Source organism: Streptomyces sp. NPDC057950 (genome assembly GCF_042887295.1).
GTDB classification, from domain to species: domain Bacteria; phylum Actinomycetota; class Actinomycetes; order Streptomycetales; family Streptomycetaceae; genus Streptomyces; species Streptomyces kaempferi.
This window is the reverse complement of sequence record NZ_JBHVPP010000016.1, coordinates 238,731-258,139: the sequence shown is the minus strand read 5'-3', so window position 1 is coordinate 258,139 and position 19,409 is coordinate 238,731. Positions and strand designations below refer to the sequence as shown.

Annotated in this window: 13 protein-coding genes and 1 pseudogene; 8 read left to right on the top strand and 6 right to left on the bottom strand. The window is 70.4% G+C overall.

The features are described from left to right. Positions 1-252: 252 nt before the first annotated feature. Positions 253-1,260: an amidohydrolase family protein gene (locus ACFVTC_RS26240; protein WP_390130883.1), complete on the bottom strand. Its 1,008-nt coding sequence runs from the start codon at positions 1,258-1,260 to the stop codon at positions 253-255. 46 nt (positions 1,261-1,306) lie between these two features. Continuing rightward, complete coding sequence (locus ACFVTC_RS26235; RefSeq protein ID WP_390130881.1) at positions 1,307-3,004, bottom strand: FAD-dependent oxidoreductase; 1,698 nt, start codon at positions 3,002-3,004, stop codon at positions 1,307-1,309. Between the two features lie 222 nt (positions 3,005-3,226). On the opposite strand from ACFVTC_RS26235, the gene ACFVTC_RS26230 reads away from it, so the two are divergent. From ACFVTC_RS26230 to ACFVTC_RS26215, 4 genes and pseudogenes are all read left to right on the top strand, one after another. Then, the gene (locus ACFVTC_RS26230) at positions 3,227-4,495 is read left to right on the top strand and encodes a cytochrome P450 (protein WP_390130879.1); all 1,269 of its coding nucleotides are present in this window, start codon (positions 3,227-3,229) and stop codon (positions 4,493-4,495) included. A 926-nt stretch (positions 4,496-5,421) separates the two neighbouring features. Beyond that, the gene (locus ACFVTC_RS26225) at positions 5,422-6,834 is read left to right on the top strand and encodes a family 2B encapsulin nanocompartment shell protein (protein WP_390130878.1); all 1,413 of its coding nucleotides are present in this window, start codon (positions 5,422-5,424) and stop codon (positions 6,832-6,834) included. A 233-nt stretch (positions 6,835-7,067) separates the two neighbouring features. Then, positions 7,068-8,156, top strand: a pseudogene (locus ACFVTC_RS26220) (family 2 encapsulin nanocompartment cargo protein terpene cyclase); the annotation flags it as partial. Positions 8,157-8,171: 15 nt separating this feature from the next. Beyond that, the gene (locus tag ACFVTC_RS26215) at positions 8,172-9,050 is read left to right on the top strand and encodes a geranyl diphosphate 2-C-methyltransferase (protein ID WP_390130876.1); all 879 of its coding nucleotides are present in this window, start codon (positions 8,172-8,174) and stop codon (positions 9,048-9,050) included. A gap of 50 nt (positions 9,051-9,100) precedes the next feature. Here the strand turns inward: ACFVTC_RS26215 and ACFVTC_RS26210 are convergent, their stop codons facing one another. Then, positions 9,101-10,954 (bottom strand): glycoside hydrolase family 2 protein, encoded by a 1,854-nt coding sequence (locus tag ACFVTC_RS26210; RefSeq protein WP_390130874.1) that lies wholly within the window; start codon positions 10,952-10,954, stop codon positions 9,101-9,103. 215 nt (positions 10,955-11,169) lie between these two features. Between ACFVTC_RS26210 and ACFVTC_RS26205 the strand changes: the two genes are divergently transcribed. The 4 genes from ACFVTC_RS26205 to ACFVTC_RS26190 all read left to right on the top strand — a co-directional run bounded on the left by ACFVTC_RS26205 (position 11,170) and on the right by ACFVTC_RS26190 (position 15,808). Beyond that, the gene (locus ACFVTC_RS26205) at positions 11,170-12,234 is read left to right on the top strand and encodes a LacI family DNA-binding transcriptional regulator (protein WP_390130872.1); all 1,065 of its coding nucleotides are present in this window, start codon (positions 11,170-11,172) and stop codon (positions 12,232-12,234) included. A 404-nt stretch (positions 12,235-12,638) separates the two neighbouring features. Further along, positions 12,639-13,970, top strand: a complete 1,332-nt coding sequence (locus tag ACFVTC_RS26200; RefSeq protein WP_390130870.1) for an extracellular solute-binding protein — start codon at positions 12,639-12,641, stop codon at positions 13,968-13,970. A gap of 12 nt (positions 13,971-13,982) precedes the next feature. Continuing rightward, the gene (locus ACFVTC_RS26195; RefSeq protein WP_390130868.1) at positions 13,983-14,930 is read left to right on the top strand and encodes a carbohydrate ABC transporter permease; all 948 of its coding nucleotides are present in this window, start codon (positions 13,983-13,985) and stop codon (positions 14,928-14,930) included. 11 nt (positions 14,931-14,941) lie between these two features. After that, positions 14,942-15,808 (top strand): carbohydrate ABC transporter permease, encoded by an 867-nt coding sequence (locus ACFVTC_RS26190; protein WP_390130866.1) that lies wholly within the window; start codon positions 14,942-14,944, stop codon positions 15,806-15,808. A 213-nt stretch (positions 15,809-16,021) separates the two neighbouring features. Here ACFVTC_RS26190 and ACFVTC_RS26185 read toward each other — a convergent pair whose 3' ends face one another. The 3 genes from ACFVTC_RS26185 to ACFVTC_RS26175 all read right to left on the bottom strand — a co-directional run bounded on the left by ACFVTC_RS26185 (position 16,022) and on the right by ACFVTC_RS26175 (position 19,235). Continuing rightward, entirely contained in the window at positions 16,022-16,960 is a 939-nt protein-coding gene (locus ACFVTC_RS26185; protein ID WP_390130864.1) for a MerR family transcriptional regulator, read from the bottom strand. A 200-nt stretch (positions 16,961-17,160) separates the two neighbouring features. Then, positions 17,161-18,258 carry a helix-turn-helix domain-containing protein gene (locus tag ACFVTC_RS26180; protein WP_390130862.1) on the bottom strand — a complete coding sequence of 366 codons (1,098 nt, stop codon included), beginning with the start codon at positions 18,256-18,258 and terminating at the stop codon, positions 17,161-17,163. Continuing rightward, complete coding sequence (locus ACFVTC_RS26175; protein ID WP_390130860.1) at positions 18,255-19,235, bottom strand: peptidoglycan-binding protein; 981 nt, start codon at positions 19,233-19,235, stop codon at positions 18,255-18,257. The genes ACFVTC_RS26180 and ACFVTC_RS26175 overlap by 4 nt, the downstream gene beginning before the upstream one ends. Positions 19,236-19,409 lie beyond the last annotated feature (174 nt).

Below are 19,409 nucleotides of genomic sequence, written 5' to 3'. Positions count from 1 at the left end.
GGCGCGGCAGGCGCCGCGGGTGTGATCGAGAGCCTGGCGCAGGTGGCGCGGGTCCTCACCCGTCGGCGCCCCGTCCATGGTCTCCATCGCGAACCGCCGCCACGGAGGATCGTCCCGTGGCGGCGGCTGGTACGCGCGGTGGTCGTGCGGCGGATCGCGATCAGCGTGGCGTCGTCAGGACGTCGTCGAGGCGCCCGCCGGCGCGGCCTGGAAGACCGCGCCGGATGTGACGCGGACGCGAGCCCGACCGGCTCAGGCCCACTCGAGCGTCGGCATCAGGCGTAGCGCGTTGTCCCGGTTGATGCCGCGGAGCTGGTGGCCGGCGATGGCCGGGTCGCTGTCCAGGGCCGGTGCCGCGATGTCGGAGACGATGTGGGCGGGGGTGGGTGGCCAGTCGGTTCCGTAGAGGATCCGGGCGGGGTCGACCGTGGCCATGAGGGTGGGGGTCCAGGACGGCGACATGGGGCCCGCCGTGTCGTAGTAGAAGCGGTGCAGGTAGTCGCGTACCCGGGACGGTTCGATCTCGGGGGTGAGGTGGTTGCCGAAGAGCTCCAGTCGGGTCGCCACATGCGGGAGGAAGCCGCCGCCGTGCGGGAGGACGAAGGTGAGGTTGGGGTAGCGGTCCAGGGTGCCGTTGAGGATGAGGTTGATCGCCGCGCGAGTCGTGTCCATGAGGAAGTCGCACATGAACGGCGGCAGGCCCGGCACACCCGCACCGTCGGCGTTGCCACCGGGTACGTCCATCGGGTGCGTGCTGATGACCGCGGAGCGGTCGTTCAGCTCGCCGAGGAGGCGGTCGTGGGACGGGGCGCCGAGATAGACGCCGTCCGCGCTGGTGCGGGTGCTCACTCCGACGGCGCCGAGGTCGTCGAGGCCGTACTTCAACGACCAGCTCGACAGGTCGAGGTCGTCGAGGAAGACCGGCGTGAAGAAGGAGAAGCGGGTGGGGTGGTCCGCGGCGATTTTCGCCGCCGCCTGCAGCGCGACCCGTGCGCTCTCCTCACGCTTGCTGCGCTCCTGGATGCGGCCGAGCATGGCCACGGTCATGACGGTGGTGCGGATCCCCGTACGGTCCATGAGGGCGAGCGCGGAGTCGAGGTCCCAGCGGGTCCACCAGGGCAGTCTGTCGCGCCGGACCAGGCCCTGTGCCTCGGCCCAGTCGAGCCATTCGGGCGCGGTGAAGTGGTGATGGACGTCCACGCGGGAGGTGCGGGCGTCGTCGTCGGCCGAAGCGGACGTCGAAAGGTCGGGAGATATCATCGCGGGCTCTTTCCTCGTTCGGAAACGGCGGTTCAGGTGGAGGCACTCAGACGCGCACGTCGGATGCCGTCGCCAGCGGTTGCTCCGCCACGGTCTCGGTCGCGGTGTTCGTGGGCGCCTCGCGGCGAAGCACCGTCATCAATGTGTCCGTGAGGGCCCGTTCCGGGTCCGGTACGAGCCTGGGCGCCCGCCAGGCCACGAAGCCGTCGGGGCGGACCAGGACCGCACCGGCCTCAGCGGTGCCGTGCAGCGCCGCCCAGTCGGCCCCGTCCTCGGGGACCAGGTCGTGGTCCGCGCCGACGACGTAGCCCTCCACCGGAATGCCCAGGCTCGCGGTGACACCACGGGCCGCGGTGAGCCAGGCCTCGCCTCCGGGGCCCGTGAGGACGACGAAGGACCGTTCGTAGAGGTCCAGGGTGGAGATCCGCCGGCCGTCCCGGGTGGTCACCCACATGTGGGGGGCACGGCTCCCGGGGGCGCCGCCCAACTGGAACAGCTCGGGCACGATCGGGGCGTCCGGTTCGGCACCGACGACGGCGCCCGACGGGTAGCGGTAGCACAGGGCCACCGTCAGCGCGTCGGCCGGATCGTCCTGGCGCTTCTTCTCCGGGGTGTAGCCCGGGTGCTGTTCCTCGCGGGCCTGGAACAGGGCGCGGGCGGTCGTCGCGAGCGCGACCGGCCGGCGTTCCGTCTGGTAGGTGTCGAGCAGGCCCGGTCCGGCCCAGCCGCGCAGGGCGGCCGCGATCTTCCAGGCGAGGTTGTGGGCGTCCTGGATACCGGTGTTGGAGCCGAAAGCCCCGGTGGGGGGCATCTCGTGCGCCGAGTCACCGGCGAGGAAGACCCGGCCCTCGCCATAGCTGTCGGCCACACGGTCCGCCGCGTGCCAGGGGGCCTTGCCGGTGACCTCGACGTCGATGTCGGGGACGCCGGCCGCGGCGCGGATGTGGGCGAGGATGCGCTCGTCGGTGAAGTCGTCCAGCGTCTCACCCCGGTCCGGGGCCCAGGGGGCGTGGAAGACCCACTGCTCGCGGTTGTCCACCGGGAGCAGGGCACCCTCTCCGGCGGAATCGGTGAGATAGCAGACGACGAAGCGCCTGCCACCGACGACGTCCTGCAGCTTCTTGCTGCGGAAGGTGACGCTCACGTTGTGGAACAGCGCGCCCGGCCCCGACTGGGTGATGCCCAGCCGCTCGCGCACCGGGCTGCGGGGTCCGTCGGCGGCCACGAGGTAGCGGGCGTGCACGATGCGCGTCTCGCCGCTGTCACGGTCCCGTACCTCCGCGTGCACCCCTTCGGCGTCCTGGGTGAAGGAGACCAGCTCGGTGCCGAAGCGGATGTCGCCACCGAGGGAGCGGGCGTGCCGCAGGAGGACGGGCTCGAGGTCGTTCTGACTGCACAGGCACCAGCCGGAGGAGGTGATCCGCGACAGGGACGGACCCTTGTCGATGGCCTTGACGATCCACCGGCCGTCGCCGCCGGAGAGCGTGCTCACCTGGAGGACGCCGTCGTTCCCGGCCAGGGCGCCCGCCGCGGCGCGGATGTCCGGCTCGACGCCCGCGGTCCGGAACAACTCCATGGTGCGCAAGTTGTTCCCACGGCCGCGGGGGTGGGTGGACGTCGCGGCGCGACGCTCGACGAGAAGGTGCTCGACGCCGAGGCGACCGAGAAAGACTGACGTGGACAGGCCCACCAGTGAGCCGCCCACCACCAGAACTGGTACCGATTCCACGGCTCGTCTGCTCATCGGCTGATCCCCTATCGTCTGTCGTCATCGTCGGTCGTCCGAAGCCGAACGCCCCAACCATGGGAAACGGCGACTCGGGGACTTTCCATTCGGCATCAACTCTTCGCCCGCTTCACGGGTCCCGCACCTCCTGTTGCTCCGATCGCGACGCCGCGTCCCGTCGTCGCCCCGGATGGGCTAAGGACGTTTGCTGGCGGCTGCCCACCGGGAACCGTCGAGCCCATGACGCAAACACCCCTGCAGACCGAAGCCGGATCCGCGGACCCCGCGGCCGCCGCCTCCCGGTGCACCCCCGAATTCCGGGCCAATCCGCACCCCGTGTACGCGGAGTTGAGGAAGACCGCCCCGGTGTGCCCGATGCGGCCGCCGCACGGCGTGGAAACCTTTCTGATCACCCGTTACGACGACGCGCGGGCCGCGCTGGCCGACCCCCGGCTGAGCAAGGACATGTACGGGGCCCTCGACGCGTACCACCGCATCTTCGGCGACTCCTCCATCGCGCTCGACGACAACATGCTGTTCTCCGACCCGCCGAAGCACACCCGGCTCCGGAGGATCGTGCAGGGCGCCTTCACCACGCGCCGCGTGGAGTTGCTGCGCCCCCGCCTGCAGCAGGTCGCCGAAGAGCTGTTGGACCGCTGCCCGACCGACGCGTCCATCGACCTGCTCACGAACTTCGCGTTCCCGCTGCCGCTCCAGGTCATCTGCGAACTCCTCGGCGTGCCGGAGGGCGAGCGCGAGCGTGCCCACCAGTGGGCGACCACCGTGGCGAAGACCGGATTCGGCCCGGAGGGGAAGAAGGCGCTGGCGGAGGCCGAGGGGAAGCTGCGCGACTTCCTGGTCGACCTCGTGGCGCGCAAGCGCAGCACGCCCGGCGACGACCTGATGAGCGCGCTCATCGCGGCCCAGGACCAGGACGGCGCTCTGACCGACCATGAGCTGGTCTCGACGGCGTGGGTGCTGTTCTTCGCAGGTCACAAGACCAGCGCGTACCTCATCGGCAACGCCGTGTACCACCTGCTCTCGAAGCCGGACCAGCAGCGCGCGGCCCTCGCGAGCCCCGAGTCCCTGAAGCTGGCCATCGAGGAGATGCTGCGGTTCGAGGGGTCGGTGGAGAGCTCCACCTTCCGCCACGCCACCGAGGACATCCCGATGCGCGGAGTGGTGATCCCCAAGGGGGCCCTCGTCCAGATCGCCATCACCGCCGCGAACCGCGACCCGGAGGTGTACGCCGAGCCCGACCGGCTCGACGTCGCGCGCACCGGAGGTCAGGCCCACCTGTCCTTCGGTCACGGCCCCCACTACTGCATCGGGGCGCCGCTGGCCCGCCTGGAGATGCAGATCGCGCTCACCACGCTGTTCCGCCGGTATCCCGAGGTGACGCTGGCCGTGCCCCCGCAGGAGGTGCGCTGGCTGACCGTGCCCTTCCCGGCGTTCCGCGGACTCACCGAGCTGCCCGTGGTCCTCGATCCGGAGCGCATCGCCGACTGAACCCCTCGCTGACTGGGCGCGTCGCCGAACATCCCGCCCACCTGTCGCGGTCCGGCTCGTGGTCGGGCACCACCACCGGGCCGACCACACACCGCGCGCAGCGCCGGGCGAAGACGGACGACTCGGACAGCACCCCACCGATGCGGGCGGCCACCGCGCCGTTCGGCCGACCGGCCGTCGTCCAGGATGCCGCCGGGCTCCTGGACGCCGAGGCCCCGCGCGTACGGGAGTGGTCCCCTGCCGCAGCCGTGGTCGCGCGAGACCAGGTCCTGCTCCGCGCACGCCCCCGCGTCGGCGGGGGTGGTTCGCGTGTCCCGAGGATCACTCCTGAGTGCGCGAAGCCCAGCTCCGGCGTGCGCCGCGGCCCTGTCACCATGAGCCCGCAACGTTGCGACGATCCCGCGCATCCGCCGACGGGCCCGGCGTCTCGCCTCCGGCGGGCAACTCGGTTTGCGGGGCGCGCCCTTCGAGGAGGCCGTTCGCAAGTGAGGCCCTGCGTCGCCGGGTGGTCCGCGAGGTGTTGTCGGTTTCAGGCCGCGCTCCGGTCGGCGTCCACGGCCGTGGCCCGGGGGAGATCGCTCCGCGTCGCCACTTTCCGGTTCGGCCCCCGCCCCCGAACTCCCTGCCGTGACCAGTCGTTGAGCGTCGACGGGGACGTCGACGGGGACAAGGGCGCCGGCCGCTGCCAGGCGCCGGCCGGATCTCGCTCGCGCTGTCCGAATATCGCTGGATGTCCGATAAACCCGGCACGAAGCAAGATCGCTGCATCGAAGTAACTCGATTGCCACGGCGGGCAAGTCGGGCGCACCGGCCGTTACGGTTCCCGTGGATCTGGATGGATTCCCCGTGGTTCATCCACCCGTCCCCGCACGCAGTGGCCGTCGCTCATCCGCCGGTCGACGCCGTCGAAAAGGAGATCTCGCTCGATGACCGTTGAGACCAGCCCGGAAGCAGGGCTGGAGCCGCGTCGGCAGTCCAGCCTGGGCACCGCGGCCGCCCGCAACCTCGCCACCACGACCAAGTCCGCCCCGCAGATGCAGGAGATCACCTCGCGGTGGCTGTTGCGGATGCTCCCCTGGGTGGAGACCAAGGGCGGCACCTACCGGGTGAACCGCCGGCTGAGCCACCACGTCGGCGACGGACGCGTCGAGTTCGTCCAGGACGGTGCCCACGTCCATGTGATTCCCCGCCAACTCGGGGAGCTGGCCCTGTTCCGCGGCTTCGAGGACGTCGAGGTGCTGACGGCGATCGCCGACCGGTGCGTCCAACGCGACTTCCGGGCCGGCGAGGTACTGGTCCGTCGTGGCACCCCCGCCGAGCAGATCCACCTGATCGCCCGCGGCCGGATGCGTCAGACGTCCGTCGGCAAGTACGGGGACGAGGTGACGGTCGCCGTGCTTGCCGACGGCGGCCACTTCGGCGAGAGCGCCCTCGTGGACACCGACGCGACGTGGGACTCCACCGTCACGGCTCAGACGGCGGGCACCCTGCTGACCCTGTCCCGCTCCGACTTCGCGGCCGTGTTGTCCTCGGCCCCCGGCCTGCGGAACCATCTGCGGCGTTCCGGCGCGCTCGCCCTCCGGCCACAGAACCACCACGGCGAGGCCGAGATCGCCATGTCGGCCGGTCACACCGGGGAGGCCGAGGTGCCGAGCACCTTCGTCGACTACGAACTCCACCCGCGGGAGTACGAACTCTCCGTCGTGCAGACGATCCTGCGTGTCCACTCAAGGATCGCCGACCTCTACAACGGTCCGATGAACCAGACGGAGGAACAACTCCGGCTCACCATCGAGGCGTTGCGGGAGCGCCAGGAGCACGAGCTGATCAACAACCGCGAGTTCGGCCTGCTCCACAACGCTGCCTTCAAGCAGCGGATCCAGAGCCACTCCGGACCGCCCACGCCGGACGACCTCGACAATCTGCTCTGCCGGCGCCGCGGCACCAAGTTCTTCCTCGCCCACCCCCGGACGATCGCGGCGATCGGCCGCGAGTTCAACGCCTACGGGCTCTACCCGGAGCATGTCGACCTCGGCGGCCAGCAGGTCCCGGGGTGGCGCGGCGTCCCGATCCTGCCCTGCAACAAGATCCCCATCAGCGAGGACAACACCAGCTCGATCCTCGCCCTGCGGACCGGGGAGGACAACCAGGGCGTCATCGGCCTGCGTCAGACCGGCCTGGCGGAGGAGTACGAGCCGGGGCTGTCGGTGCGCTTCATGGGCATCAACGAGCAGGCGATCCTCTCGTACCTGGTCACCACGTACTTCTCCGCCGCGATCCTGCTGCCCGACGCGCTGGGCGTGCTGGAGGACGTGCAGATCGCCCGTAGCCGCCATTAGGGCGTGTTGCGGAAGTCCCGCCTGTCGCGGTCTCCCGGCCTGGCGAGGCCCCCCATTCGACCAAGGAGCTAAGGATGCCCGAGCCCGGGCCTTCCCCTGCGCAGTCGTGCCTGGCTGACGCCATGGCCCTCGTCGGGGCCCGTACCCGCCTCACCCACCCCGAATCCGACGGCGATAGCGACCTCGTCCCGCGGAGCGGGGAGGAGGGCGATGCCGCGGTGGGTCCGACGGCCCCCGCCCTGGAACGGATTCTGCGGGGTCCCAGCGGGCTGGGCACAGCCGGCCTGTACCTGACCCGGCGAGAGGCACCCCCGACACCTGGAGTGCCCGAGACGCCGGCGGAGGGCACGCCGGTCCCCGGCCTCTACCACCACCCGGTGACGCAGCCGGACCCTGTTCGGGTGGAGGAGGTCAGCCGCAGGATCAAGAGGTGGGCGGTCGACGAGGTCCAGGCCTACCCCCCGGAGTGGGAGGACCAGTTCGACGGCTTCTCCGTCGGACGCTACATGGTGGCCTGCCATCCCGACGCGCCCACGATCGACCACCTCATGATCGCCACGCGGCTGATGGTCGCCGAGAACGTGCTCGACGACTGTTACTGCGAGGACCATGGCGGCTCACCGGTCGGGCTCGGCAGTCGCCTGCTGCTGGCCCACACGGCTCTCGACCCCCTGCTCACGACGCAGGAGTACGAGCACCCGTGGGCGGAGTCGCTCCGGTCGGACGCGCCGCGGCGCGCCTACCGCTCCGCCATGGCGTACCTCGTCCAGCAGGCCACCCCCTCGCAGGCCGACCGGTACCGGCACGACATGGCACGTCTGCACCTGGGCTACCTCGCGGAGGCCGCATGGTCCGAGGCGGAGCACGTTCCCGAGGTCTGGGAGTACCTGGCGATGCGCCAGTTCAACAACTTCCGTCCCTGCCCGACGATCACCGACACCATCGGCGGCTACGAACTGCCGGCGGACCTGCACGCCCAGCCGGACATGCAGCGGGTGATCGCGCTCGCCTCGAACGCCACCACCATCGTGAACGACCTCTACTCCTACACCAAGGAGCTCGACAGCCCGGGCAGACATCTGAACCTGCCCGTGGTGATCGCCGAACGTGAGGGCGTCCCGGACCGGGACGGCTATCTGAAAGCGGTCGAGATCCACAACGACCTCATGCACACATTCGAAGCCGAAGCCGCCACCCTGGCGGCCGCCTGCCCTGTACCGAGCGTGCTGCGCTTCCTGCGAGGCGTGGCCGTGTGGGTCGACGGCAACCACCACTGGCACCAGTCCAACACCTATCGATACAGCCTGCCCGACTTTTGGTAAGGAGCGGATTTCACCATGACCAGCACCGAACTCAGCACCAGCACCACCACGTTCATCCCCGGCCCCGCCTCGCCCTACCAAGGGGACATCGCCCGCTACTGGGACGGCGAGGCGAGGCCCGTCAACCTGCGTCTCGGCGACGTGGACGGGCTCTACCACCACCACTACGGCATCGGCGCCATCGACCACACCGCCCTCGGGTCCACCGAGGACGCCGGGTACGAGAGCAGGCTGGTCTCCGAGCTGCACCGCCTGGAGTCGGCGCAGGCCGAGGTCCTCCTGGACCACCTCGGTCCCATCGGGCGTGACGACACCCTCCTGGACGCCGGCTGCGGCCGCGGCGGCTCGATGGTCATGGCCCACCAGCGGTTCGGGTGCAGCGTCGAGGGCGTCACCCTGTCGGCCAAGCAGGCGGAGTTCGCCAACCGCCGCGCCCTGGAACTCGGTATCGAGGACCGCGTCCGTGCCCGGGTGTGCAACATGCTCGACACTCCGCTCGAACGCGGACAGGCCGCCGCCTCGTGGAACAACGAGTCGAGCATGTACGTGGACCTGGAGGACCTCTTCGCCGAGCACTCCCGTGTCCTGTCGGTCGGCGGCCGTTACGTGACCATCACCGGCTGCTGGAACCCGCGTTACGGCCAGCCGTCGAAGTGGGTCTCCCAGATCAACGCCCACTTCGAGTGCAACATCCACTCCCGCCGGGAGTACCTCCGCGCCATGGCCAACAACCGACTCGTGCCGCAGGCCGTCATCGACCTGACGCCCGAGACGCTGCCCTACTGGGAGCTGCGTGCCACGTCCTCGCTGGTCACCGGCATCGAGACGGCGTTCATCAACTCCTACAAGGACGGCTCCTTCCAGTACCTCCTGATCGCGGCCGACCGCGTCTGACCCACCCCATGACAGGTCCGGGCACGTCACGTGACGTGCCCGGAACCGCACTACTGGTCGGTCAGGGCCGGGGACTCGGGCTTCTCCTCGGGGGCGGTCTCGGTACCGGTGACGATGCGGCGGATGGTCTCCAGCGGCAGCTTCGGTGAACCGTCCGTGTAGAGGAGTCCGTTGGTCTCCTGGGCGGTGTCCATGAACTGCGTGTAGCAGAAGCCCGCGACGATCGGGCTCGTGTGCAGCACCCCGAAGATGTCGCCGAGCAGGGCGGCGTACTGCGTGTCGGAGCTGGTCCGCGTGTAGGAGAACTCGTCCTCCTCCGCGCCCACGGACAGGCCGCCGAACTCGGTGACCATCAGCGGGACTTCACCACGGCGGTAGCGCTCCGTCTGCCGGGCGTCGAGCGAGAGGGTCCGTCCGGCCGGGCCAGGCGAGGCCAGCAGCGCCTCGAACCCGGCGGCGTCGCCGTAGCGGCGGGTGAGCAGCTCCGGGTCGGAGGAGTAGTCGTGCACACCCATGATGTCGCTGTCGGTGTGCTCCCAGCCCTCGTTGGACATGACCGGGCGGGTCGGGTCCAGGGCGCGGGTGAGGTTCGCGAGCGCGACCGTGTAGGCCCGCTGCGCCGGGTCGTTCGCGATGTCGGAGCAGCCCCAGCTCTCGTTGACCGGCACCCAGGTGACGATGGAGGGGTGGCTGCGGTCGCGCCGCACCATGTCCAGCCACTCGCGGGTGAGCAGTTCCACGGCCTCGGTGCCGTACTCGTACGCGGCCCCTGTCTCGCCCCACACCAGCAGGCCGAGGCGGTCGGCCCAGTACAGGAAGCGCGGGTCCTCGGCCTTCTGGTGGATACGGACCGCGTTGAAGCCCATCGCCTTGATCAGCTCGACCTCGCGGCGCAGTTCGGCGGTGCCGGAGTTCGCGATCAGGGTGTCGGGGCGATAGCCCTGGTTGAGCACCGAACGCACGTAGTAGGGGCGGTCGTTGAGCAGGAAGGCGCCCCGGCCCACGCCGGCGCTGCGCAGGCCGACGTAGCTGTCGACGGTGTCGAGCACCTCGGAGGTGGCGGCGTCACGGACGGTCACCCGCGCGTCGATCAGCGTGGGCCGCTCGGGGCTCCACAGCAGGTCCTCGCGGTCGATGCCGTTGCGCAGGGCGGGGACGACCAGGTCGATGCGGCTGCGTGGGGTGCGTACCACGGAGGTGGTCGCGGCGAGCACCTCGCCGTCGTGGCTCAGCACGATCTCCACGCTCACCGGGGCGGCCGGCACCGAGGCCAGGGTGATTTCGGCCTCGACGCCGCGCGCCGGGTCGGGGACCCAGGCCAGATCGGTGACATGCAGACCCGCGACGGTCTCGGTCCACACGGTCTGCCAGATGCCGGTGGTCCGTTCGTACCAGACCGCGTGCGGCCGGTCCTGCCAGTCCTGCTTGCCGCGCGGCTGTGCCAGGTCGGCCGGGTCGTCCTCGGCGCGGACGACGAGCACGTGCTCGGCGGCGCCGGGCCGCAGCGCGTCGGTCACGTCGGCGGTGAACGGCGTCTGGCCGCCCACGTGCTCGGCCACCAGCCTGCCGTCCAGCCAGACCTTGGCCCGGTGGTCGACGGCTCCGAAGTGCACCAGCGCCCGGTCGCCGCCGCTGACGGCGAGGACCTCGTGGGGTATGCGGCGGCGGTACCAGACCACCGCGTGCGGGGCGGTTTCGCCGACGCCGGAGGCCGGGGCCTCGGGCGGGAACGGGACGGTGATGTCCCGGTCGAACACACCCGTCGCCTCCTCGGCGAACCACGCGTCGCGCTCGCCCTCGTCGGCGTCGTCGTAGCCGAACTCCCAGACGCCGTCGAGACTGTGCCACCGCTCCCGCCGCAGGATCGGCCTCGGATACGTCCCGTCCTGCTCGCTCGCCCTCACGGATCCTCCTCCTGCCTTTTCCGGAATTCCCGGCATAGGCGTTTCCACGATCGAAGTCCTGTCATCATGAGTGATCGTTTGCATCGATGCAAGGCCCGGTGGGATGCGGCGGTGGGTCGGAGCTCCCGGGTGCGGCAGACTCTGAGAGTCTGCCGGGCGCCCGATCGAGGCCACCAGCAGGCTCCGAGTGCCGGCACGACGGAAAGGAGGCCCCAGTGGCCAGAGTGCGGATGCGGGACGTGGCCGAGCACGCCGGGGTGTCGGTGCGGACGGTGTCGAACGTGGTCAACGGCTACTCGCACGTGAGCCCCGACACCCGCGCGAAGGTGCAGCTCTCGCTCGACGAGCTGGGCTACCGCATGGACTACCTGGCCCGCGGCCTGCGCTCGGGCCGCACGGGCTTCATCGCCCTCGCGGTGCCGTTCCTCGCCGAGCCCTACTTCGCCGAACTGGCCCAGGCCGTCATCCGGGCCGCGGGCCGGCGCGACATCACGGTGCTCGTCGAGTCGACCGCGGGCGACAGCGAGGTGGAGCGGCGGATCCTCGAGGGCGGCCTGACCAATGTCGCCGACGGTGTGCTGCTGAGCGCCCTGACCCTCCCGGCGAGCGACATCGCCGCCAAGAGGCCGGACTTTCCGCTGGTCATGCTGGGGGAGCACAGTGTCGGCGACCAGTTCCCGCGGGTCGGCATCGACAACGTGGAGGCCGCCCGCACCGCGGTGGAGCACCTGCTGGAGCAGGGCTGCCGGTGGATCGTCGCACTCGGCCGCAACGGCAGCGAGAACGGCCGCCAGCGTACCGAGGGGTACGAGCAGGCGATGTCGGCGGCCCGGGTGCGGCGGGTGAACTGGCTGGTCGTACCGGTCGAGGACTGGACCAGGGACCAGGGCTACGCGGCCGTTCGGGACCTGCTGGAGGGCGACGGTCCGCTGCCCGACGCCATCTTCGCCTTCAACGACGCGCTCGCCGTCGGCGCGCTACGGGCCCTGGACGCCTCCGGGGTACGCGTGCCCGAGGACGTCGCCGTCGTCGGCATCGACGCCATCCAGGAGTCGGCCTACACCCACCCGCCGCTCACCTCCGTCGCCCCCGACCTCGACGCCATCGCGGAGCGCTCGCTGGCCCTGCTGGAGGAGCAGATGCGGTCCCCCGGAGAGCCCGAAGACGCCTCATCGGGCGAGGACGCGCAGGCGGGAGTGGTTGTGGCGGCCCCCCAGGAGACCACACCGTACCGGCTGGTCGTCCGGGAGTCCTCGCGCCGCGAGCCCGTGCGGGAGTGAGCCGGCGCCCGGCGCGCGGTGTGACGCCTGTCGCTGTGTGACCCCCGTCGCGGTGGACGACGGCCCCGCGGATGCAGGGTGGATCCGGCGCGTCGGGCGCGGCGCGCACGCGTCCCGCGGGTGCCCGATTTGCGAGGGTGTGAGGCAGTGTGGTCCGAACCCTGACCGGCATGGCGAGGTGCGTGCGCCGCCCCGCAACCACGCCCCGCGCCGTCGCGGAACCTGCCTCGGAGGAGTCCGGAGCCGGGCTCGGCGGCGTCACGGAAGAAGGGCGGCGGGGGCGCGGCGGGGGCCCGGCGGACTCCTTCCCATCGATCTATTGCATCGTTGCAAAACGTGTGCGAGGGTCTGCGCCATCGAGTTCACATCGAATTAACGAGGTGAATACCCCTATGAGCGGAGCGATGGCTCGCCGACGGTTTCTTGCCCTCAGCGGTGGCCTTGCCCTGACCGGAGGGCTCGCGGCGTGCTCCTCCCCGCTCGCGTCCGGCCTGACGGGCTCGCAGCCGAACACGGCGGATGTCATCTTCTGGAACCTCTTCACCGGTGGTGACGGCGCCAACATGGTGCTGATGGAGAAGGCGTTCCGGAAGGCCAACCCGGGAACGACGGTCGAGGCGACCATCCTGGGCTGGGGCAATCCGTACTACACGAAGCTCGCACTGGCCACCGCGAGCGGCACGCCGCCGGACGTCGGCATCACCCACCTCTCGCGGCTTCCGCTGCTGGCCGCCTCCGGCCTGCTGGAACCGATCGAGCGGACCCCCCTCGGGGAACTGGGCGTCACGCAGGACAAGTTCACCCCGGCGGCCTGGAAGAAGGCCACCGTGGACGGCACGGTGTACGCGGTCCCGCTGGACACGCACCCCTTCGTCCTCTATTACAACGTGGACATCGCCCGCAAGGCGGGCCTGCTCAACTCCGCCGGCGACGGTCTCGTGCCCCTCGAGGGCAAGGAGGACTTCGTCGACGCGCTGAAGGCGATGAAGGACGCGGGCGGCGCCCGGTTCGGCGCGGTCATGTCGATCACGGCGGACCCGTCCACCGCCTGGCGCTTCTTCAGCATGATCTACTCCGGCCTCGCCGGCCCGATCGTCACCGACTCCGGAACGAAGATCGCCGTCGACGACGAGGCGATGCAGGAGACGGTCGCCTTCATGCAGAGCCTGACCGGCCCGAACCTGATGCCGAAGAACCTGACCGGCGCCGGCGCCAACGCCCTGTTCAGCACGGGCAAGTCAGGCTTCCTCTTCGACGGCGAATGGCAGATCCCGACATACCGGGCGGTCAAGAACCTGAAGTTCAACGTGGTGCCGTTCCCGGCGCTGCTCGGCTCGAAGCCGGTGGCGTACGCCGACTCGCACGCGCTGATCCTGCCGCGCAACGACCGCGGCGACGACACCCGCACCCGCAACGCGTCGAAGTTCGTCAAGAGCCTCCTCGACAGCAGCGCGGTGTGGGCCGAGGGCGGGCACATCCCGGCCTGGCTGCCGACGCAGCACAGCAAGGCCTTCCTCGACCAGTCGCCGCAACGCAACTACGTCGAGGCCGCCTTCAACGCCCAGTACGACCCGGTCGCCTGGTACACCGGCGCCGGCTCGGACTTCCAGGGCGTGATCGGCGGCACGGTCATCGAGGCACTCACCGGGCGGATCACGCCCAAGGGCATGGCGGGCGCGATGCGCTCCGCCCTGAAGCGGTACACCACGTCCCGACCGCCGGTCACGATGAAGTAGGAGGCAGTCACCATGACGACCGTCGTCTCGACGCGACCGGCACCCGCCGTATCTCCCGTCGGCCTCGCCGCCGACCGGCCCCACCGTTCCGAACGCCGGGCGGGCAGGCTGCTCACCGCCCCCTTCCTCGTGGTCTACCTGCTGTTCCTGGTCGGTCCGCTGCTCGTCGGCGTGGTGCTGAGCTTCTTCAACACCACCACCGTCAAGAGCGGCCTCGGGGACTTCGTCGGCCTGTCGAACTACCGTGAGGTGCTCACCGATTCCCTCTTCTGGGAGAGCATGTGGCACTCGGTTCTCTTCACGCTGCTGACCACTCCCCCGCTGGTGATCCTCGCGCTGGGCGTCGCCATCCTGGCCTCGCGCATACGCCGCGGCCGACTCTTCCACCGCATCGCCTTCTTCCTGCCGTATGTCGTGCCGTCCTCGGTGGTCACCCTGGTCTTCCTGTGGATGTACACCCCGCAGATCGGCCTCATACCCAAGGTCTTCGACGCCGTCGGACTGCCGGTGCCTGACTTCATCGGCAGCACCTCGGGCGGCTGGACCGCCGTCGTGCTGATGACCGTGTGGTGGACGTTCGGCTTCAACTTCGTCCTCTACACCGCCGCGATCCAGGACGTCCCCGCGGACGTCTACGAGGCGGCGGCGATCGACGGCGCGAGCCCCTGGCAGCAGATCCGCCACATCACGGTGCCGCTGCTCGGCCGGACCACCAGCCTGGTGCTGATCCTCCAGATCCTCGCCTCGCTGAAGGTGTTCGACCAGATCTACCAGTTGCTCGGCGGCGGACCCAATCAGTCCACCCGCCCGGTCATCGAGTACATCTACGACACCGGCTTCACCGCCTACCGGGGTGGCTACGGCGCTGCCGCCACCATGGTGTATTTCGTCATCATCGTCGCGATCTCGGCGGCCTGGTACGGGCTGCGGCGCCGTCGCGCGACCAGCAGCGCGGCCTGAGCGGAGGACCCATGACCACCATCACCCAGCCGCAGCCCACCGAACCGAAGGGCACGGTCAACGGCGCCAAGCTCTTCAACCGGCTCTGCGCCGTGTGCCTGACCCTGTTCGCCCTGATCTGGCTGGTGCCCTTCGTCTGGGCACTGATCACCTCGCTGCGCGACGACGCGTCCATCACCCAGAGCCCCACGTCGATCTTCGCCGGCGGCTGGTCGCTGCACGCGTACTCGACCGCCTGGGACAACCATCCGATCGGCACCTGGTACCTCAACAGCCTGGTGATCTCGGTACTCGCCGTGATCTTCACGGTGGCCTTCTGCTCGATGGCCGGATTCGCGCTGGCCTTCCTGCGCTTCCGCGGCCGGGGCGTGGTCATGGCCGTCGCGGCGGCGGGCCTGATGCTGCCGACCGATGCCTTGGTACTGCCCCAGTTCATCGAGTACCGGTCGTTCCACCTGCTCGGCACGTTCTGGGCGCTGGTCCTGCCGTCGGTCGCGGCACCGATCTCGGTGTTCGTCTTCCACTCCTTCTTCCGCGGCATCCCCACGGCGCTGATCGAGGCGGCGCGCATCGACGGCGCGAGCTGGTGGCGGGTCTACGCCACCGTCTGCATGCCGATCTGCCGCCCGGCGGTGTCGACGGTCGCGATTCTCACCTTCATCAGCTCCTGGAACTCGTTCCTGTGGCCCCTACTGGTCCTCAGTCAGACCAAGTCACAGACCATCCCGGTGGGCCTCGCCTCGCTGGTGGACCCCAGTAGTCCCCAGTACGCCGAGGTCATGGCCTCCTCGGTCCTCGGCTTCATCCCGCTCATCGCGGTCTTCCTGGTCTTCCAGCGGCAGATCGTCCAGGGGATCGCCACGACGGGCATCAAGTGACCGTCCCGACCCGTCCCCGCGGCGGTGTCGTGTCCCACCCCGGGAGTCCGGAACGGGAGACGGCACCGCCGCGGCGGTGTGACCAGTTCGTACCCGCTCCTCCGGGCCCCTGGCTTGAGACGCCACGACGGCGTGTCCGAAGCGGTCCACCGTCTCCCGTCCCCGTCCCCGTCCCCGTCCCCGTCGCCGGTCCGGGACGGTGGGACCGCCGGGTCATCGAGCCGCCCGTGTCCGCAGGGCGGTGACGGACCAGTCGAGCACCGGAGAGAGGCGGTCGGGCGCCGGCCAGCCGTTGACCAGCGCGAGCAGACGGAAGTACCGGTCCCTGCGCGGATCGTTCGCGGCCTCAAGCCGGTGCAGCAGCCACAGGCGCAGTGCGGGGTCGTCGGGACGGTGGTGGACGCGCGCGCACCGGGCGGTGAGCGCCGCGACGATCTCGTCGGCCTGGGGCGCGTGCGGGCTGATGCCGGACGCCACAGCGGGTCCGACGAGATCACGGGCTACGGCGACCACGTCCGGGCGCGGCGGCGCGTGGGCGCCCTGGGGCGCCTCGACCAGGTGATCGGCGACCAGGCTCCGCACCATGGCGCGGAAGTCAGCGTCCAGGGACAGTTCGGCCAGCTCCACCCACGCCCTGACCTGCTCGTCCGCCGGCCTGTCGGGCAGTTCGGGTGTCATGGAGCGCCGAACCGCCGCGAGGCGGGGGCCACCGTGCGGACCGTCGAGGACGTTGTCGAGGAAGTCGTCGATCAGATGTCGTCGTTCGGCTTCCGAGAGTGTGGCCAACCGGTGCATGAGTTCCATCTCCTCGGGGGTGGGCGCGCGTTCCGCGGCGGCCGTCAGGACCGCCCGCCGCAGACGCAGGATGCTGATCTGCACGTCCAGTGCGGCGGCGTGCTCCGCGGCGACCTCGCCGAGCGTGCGTTCCCGATCCACGACTTGTCGGACCGCGTCGAGGCCCAGCCCCAGTTCTCGGAGTGTCCGCACGAGGGCGAGGCGGGCGACGGCCTCCGGGGCGTAGCGCCGGTAGCCCGCGTGTGTGCGGGCGACGGGCGCCACGATGCCGCGATCGGAGTAGAACCTGATCGTCTTGACCGCCAGCCCGGTGCGCCGGGCCAGTTCACCGATCGAGTAGAGGATGTCGCCGTCCATGGGCTCACCTTCCGGTCTCCCCCTGCGGGAGAGTCAAGTCCGGGCCTCACGTCTCCACGGGTCGTCGCCACCGTTCGGGTGCCGATCCGGCGGTGGAGGGGGGCGGAGGAGGACGGGGAAGTCAGCCGCATGCGGAGGGAGGCGGCCGGAGACGGGTTCGCGGGCCGGGAGACGGTCCAAGCGGGATGAGGGCCCTGATCTCAGGGGGCGGATTTCCAGCGTTGCGTGCGGGCCTCGAAGCATTCCTTCCGGCCGCCCGCCGCGGGAGTGAAACAGGATCGCACGGACATCCCGAGGCTGATCACGCTCATGGTGGTGTGGACATAGGTGTCGGCCTCGTTGCGGCTGGTGACCCGCGCGGCGCGGAGCGAGTCGTCACGGCCGCCCACACGGATCTCGACACGGTCGTCCACGGCCGCGCCCCACATCCGCACCCAACTCGTGCCGCATTCCTGGCTGTAGCGGATCTGGATCCAGGCTCCCGTGGTGGTCTCGTGCTCGGCGAGGGTCAACGGGGTGGCGGCGCACCGCATCGAGATCGGGTCCTTGTTCTCGCAGGCGGTGTGCCGACACAGCGCCCCCGTGGCCGCAGCGGACGTGGGAGACGGTGACACCTGCCTGCGTTGCGCGGGAGGAAGGTGCATGAGCACCAGTGTTCCCAGGACCACGGCGCCGAGCGCGGACGCGAGGGCGGTGAGGACGGTTGCGCGCCGGTGGGTGGTCGGACCGAAGCGGGCGTGGTCAGGGTCGCGCGGTGCGGTGTCGCTCGCGGCTGTCTCGCTCCGGCCGGTGCCGGGCGGAGCGGTGACGGACGGATCGGTGGCGGACGGAGCGGTGGCGGACGAATCGGTCGGGGACGGGTCGGTGGCGGACGGGTCGGTCGGGGACGGGTCGGTTGCGGGGGCCGAGGTGAGTGAGTCCTTTCGGGTGCCGGTGGGCTGCCGCGCGGGCGGCTCCTGCGTCGACCTGATGTCCTCCGTGCGGTTCGTGCGGTCCGTGCGGTCCGGCCGGTCCGACTGACCCGCCTGATCTGCTCGGTCGGTCCGCTCCGTACGGTCCGTACGGGCGATGTCCAGGAGCGCCAGAAGATGGTCCGCGGGTTCACCGGCGAGACGGCACAGCTCCTTGACCGCGCTGCGGGACGGCAAGCCCTTGCCGTTGAGATAGCGCTCCCAGGACGACTTGCTGAAGGTGGTCGCGTTCGCGAGCTGCGCGAGGCTCAGACCCGTTCGCTGCTTCAACTTCCTTAGTGCGATGGCCAGTCGGGCACCCGAGGGTGAGGGTGCGCTCGGAGTCATCCGCGCAGCGCCTTCCAGGAGCGTGGGCCCAGCATGCCGTCGGCGACCAGGCCCGCGCGTTGCTGAAACGCCTTGGCCGCCCGCAAGGTCAGCGGGCCGAACATGCCATCGATCCCACCGGGTGAGATGCCCGCGCGGCGCAGCAGACACTGCGCCTCGGCGACGTCGGCACCGGAGGCGCCGTAGAAGATCTCGGTGTTCCGGCCGTGGTTGATGCCTGCCGACCAGTGGCCGTCGACGCGGGTGATGCGGCAGGTGTAGGTGGGCGGTGGCGAGGCCGTAGTGATGCGGGGCGAGACCACGACGGCCGCCGGAGCACCGTCCTCGTCGAGGCGCAGCATGAGCAGCACCGCCGCCAGGACGGCGACGGTCAAGGCCACGACGCCTGCCGTGAGGGCGATGTGCGGGAACCGGCCGGGGGCCGGTGGGCCCGTGAGGTCGATCGGCGAGGCCGGTGCCTCGGCCTGCGGCTCCGCCGGCTGTACCGGCTGCCCCTGCTTCTCCTCCCGCTCCTCGGCCTGCTCCCCGCTCCCTTCCCGCTCCCGCCGTTGTTCCTGCTCCTGCTCCTGCTCCTGCTCTTTCTCTTTCTCCTGCTCCTGCTCCTGCTCCTGCTCCTGCTCCTGCTGCAGTTCCTGCTGCTGTCCCTCTTGTTGTCGCCCTTCCCCCGCGGGCGCGGTGGGCCCGGGTGATGCGGCCGGCACGGCACGGCGGCTGCCCCAGGTGGCGGCGGCGACCTCGTGCAACGCGAACAGAGGGACGGGGTCGGCGCAGGTGATCCGGGCCAGCGCCTCGACCGCTTCCCTGGGCGGCAGCGTCGTGCCTCCCAGGTAGCGCTCCCACGACCTGGCGCTGTAGCCGGTCTTGGCCGCGAGTTGCCGCATCGTCAACTCGCTGTGGTCCTTGAGTCGGCGTAACCGCTCAATCAACTGCCGGGCGCAGGGATCGAGTTCGGCGGGCAGCACCTTGGAGCGCGGCATGTTTCCCCCCAATGCGTTCATCGGTGTCAACAGCGGCCCCCTCCGCTGCTGCGCATTCTGCATGAGCCCGCCACATCTGTCACAGGTGTCTCACGCCACCGTCCTGCGGGACGGCGTCGTCCCAGGTCAGCAGGGTGGTCGTCCCATAAAGCCGCCACCTTTGCCGCGGAGGTA

Bases quoted from the DNA above. Each gene is read 5' to 3' on its own strand.
- ACFVTC_RS26215 (WP_390130876.1), top strand. From the start codon at position 8,172: ATGACCAGCACCGAACTCAGCACCAGCACCACCACGTTCATCCCCGGC.
- ACFVTC_RS26240 (WP_390130883.1), bottom strand. From the start codon at position 1,260: ATGATATCTCCCGACCTTTCGACGTCCGCTTCGGCCGACGACGACGCC.
- ACFVTC_RS26180 (WP_390130862.1), bottom strand. From the start codon at position 18,258: ATGACTCCGAGCGCACCCTCACCCTCGGGTGCCCGACTGGCCATCGCA.
- ACFVTC_RS26175 (WP_390130860.1), bottom strand. From the start codon at position 19,235: ATGCCGCGCTCCAAGGTGCTGCCCGCCGAACTCGATCCCTGCGCCCGG.
- ACFVTC_RS26195 (WP_390130868.1), top strand. From the start codon at position 13,983: ATGACGACCGTCGTCTCGACGCGACCGGCACCCGCCGTATCTCCCGTC.
- ACFVTC_RS26185 (WP_390130864.1), bottom strand. From the start codon at position 16,960: ATGGACGGCGACATCCTCTACTCGATCGGTGAACTGGCCCGGCGCACC.
- ACFVTC_RS26235 (WP_390130881.1), bottom strand. From the start codon at position 3,004: ATGAGCAGACGAGCCGTGGAATCGGTACCAGTTCTGGTGGTGGGCGGC.
- ACFVTC_RS26230 (WP_390130879.1), top strand. From the start codon at position 3,227: ATGACGCAAACACCCCTGCAGACCGAAGCCGGATCCGCGGACCCCGCG.
- ACFVTC_RS26200 (WP_390130870.1), top strand. From the start codon at position 12,639: ATGGCTCGCCGACGGTTTCTTGCCCTCAGCGGTGGCCTTGCCCTGACC.
- ACFVTC_RS26190 (WP_390130866.1), top strand. From the start codon at position 14,942: ATGACCACCATCACCCAGCCGCAGCCCACCGAACCGAAGGGCACGGTC.
- ACFVTC_RS26225 (WP_390130878.1), top strand. From the start codon at position 5,422: ATGACCGTTGAGACCAGCCCGGAAGCAGGGCTGGAGCCGCGTCGGCAG.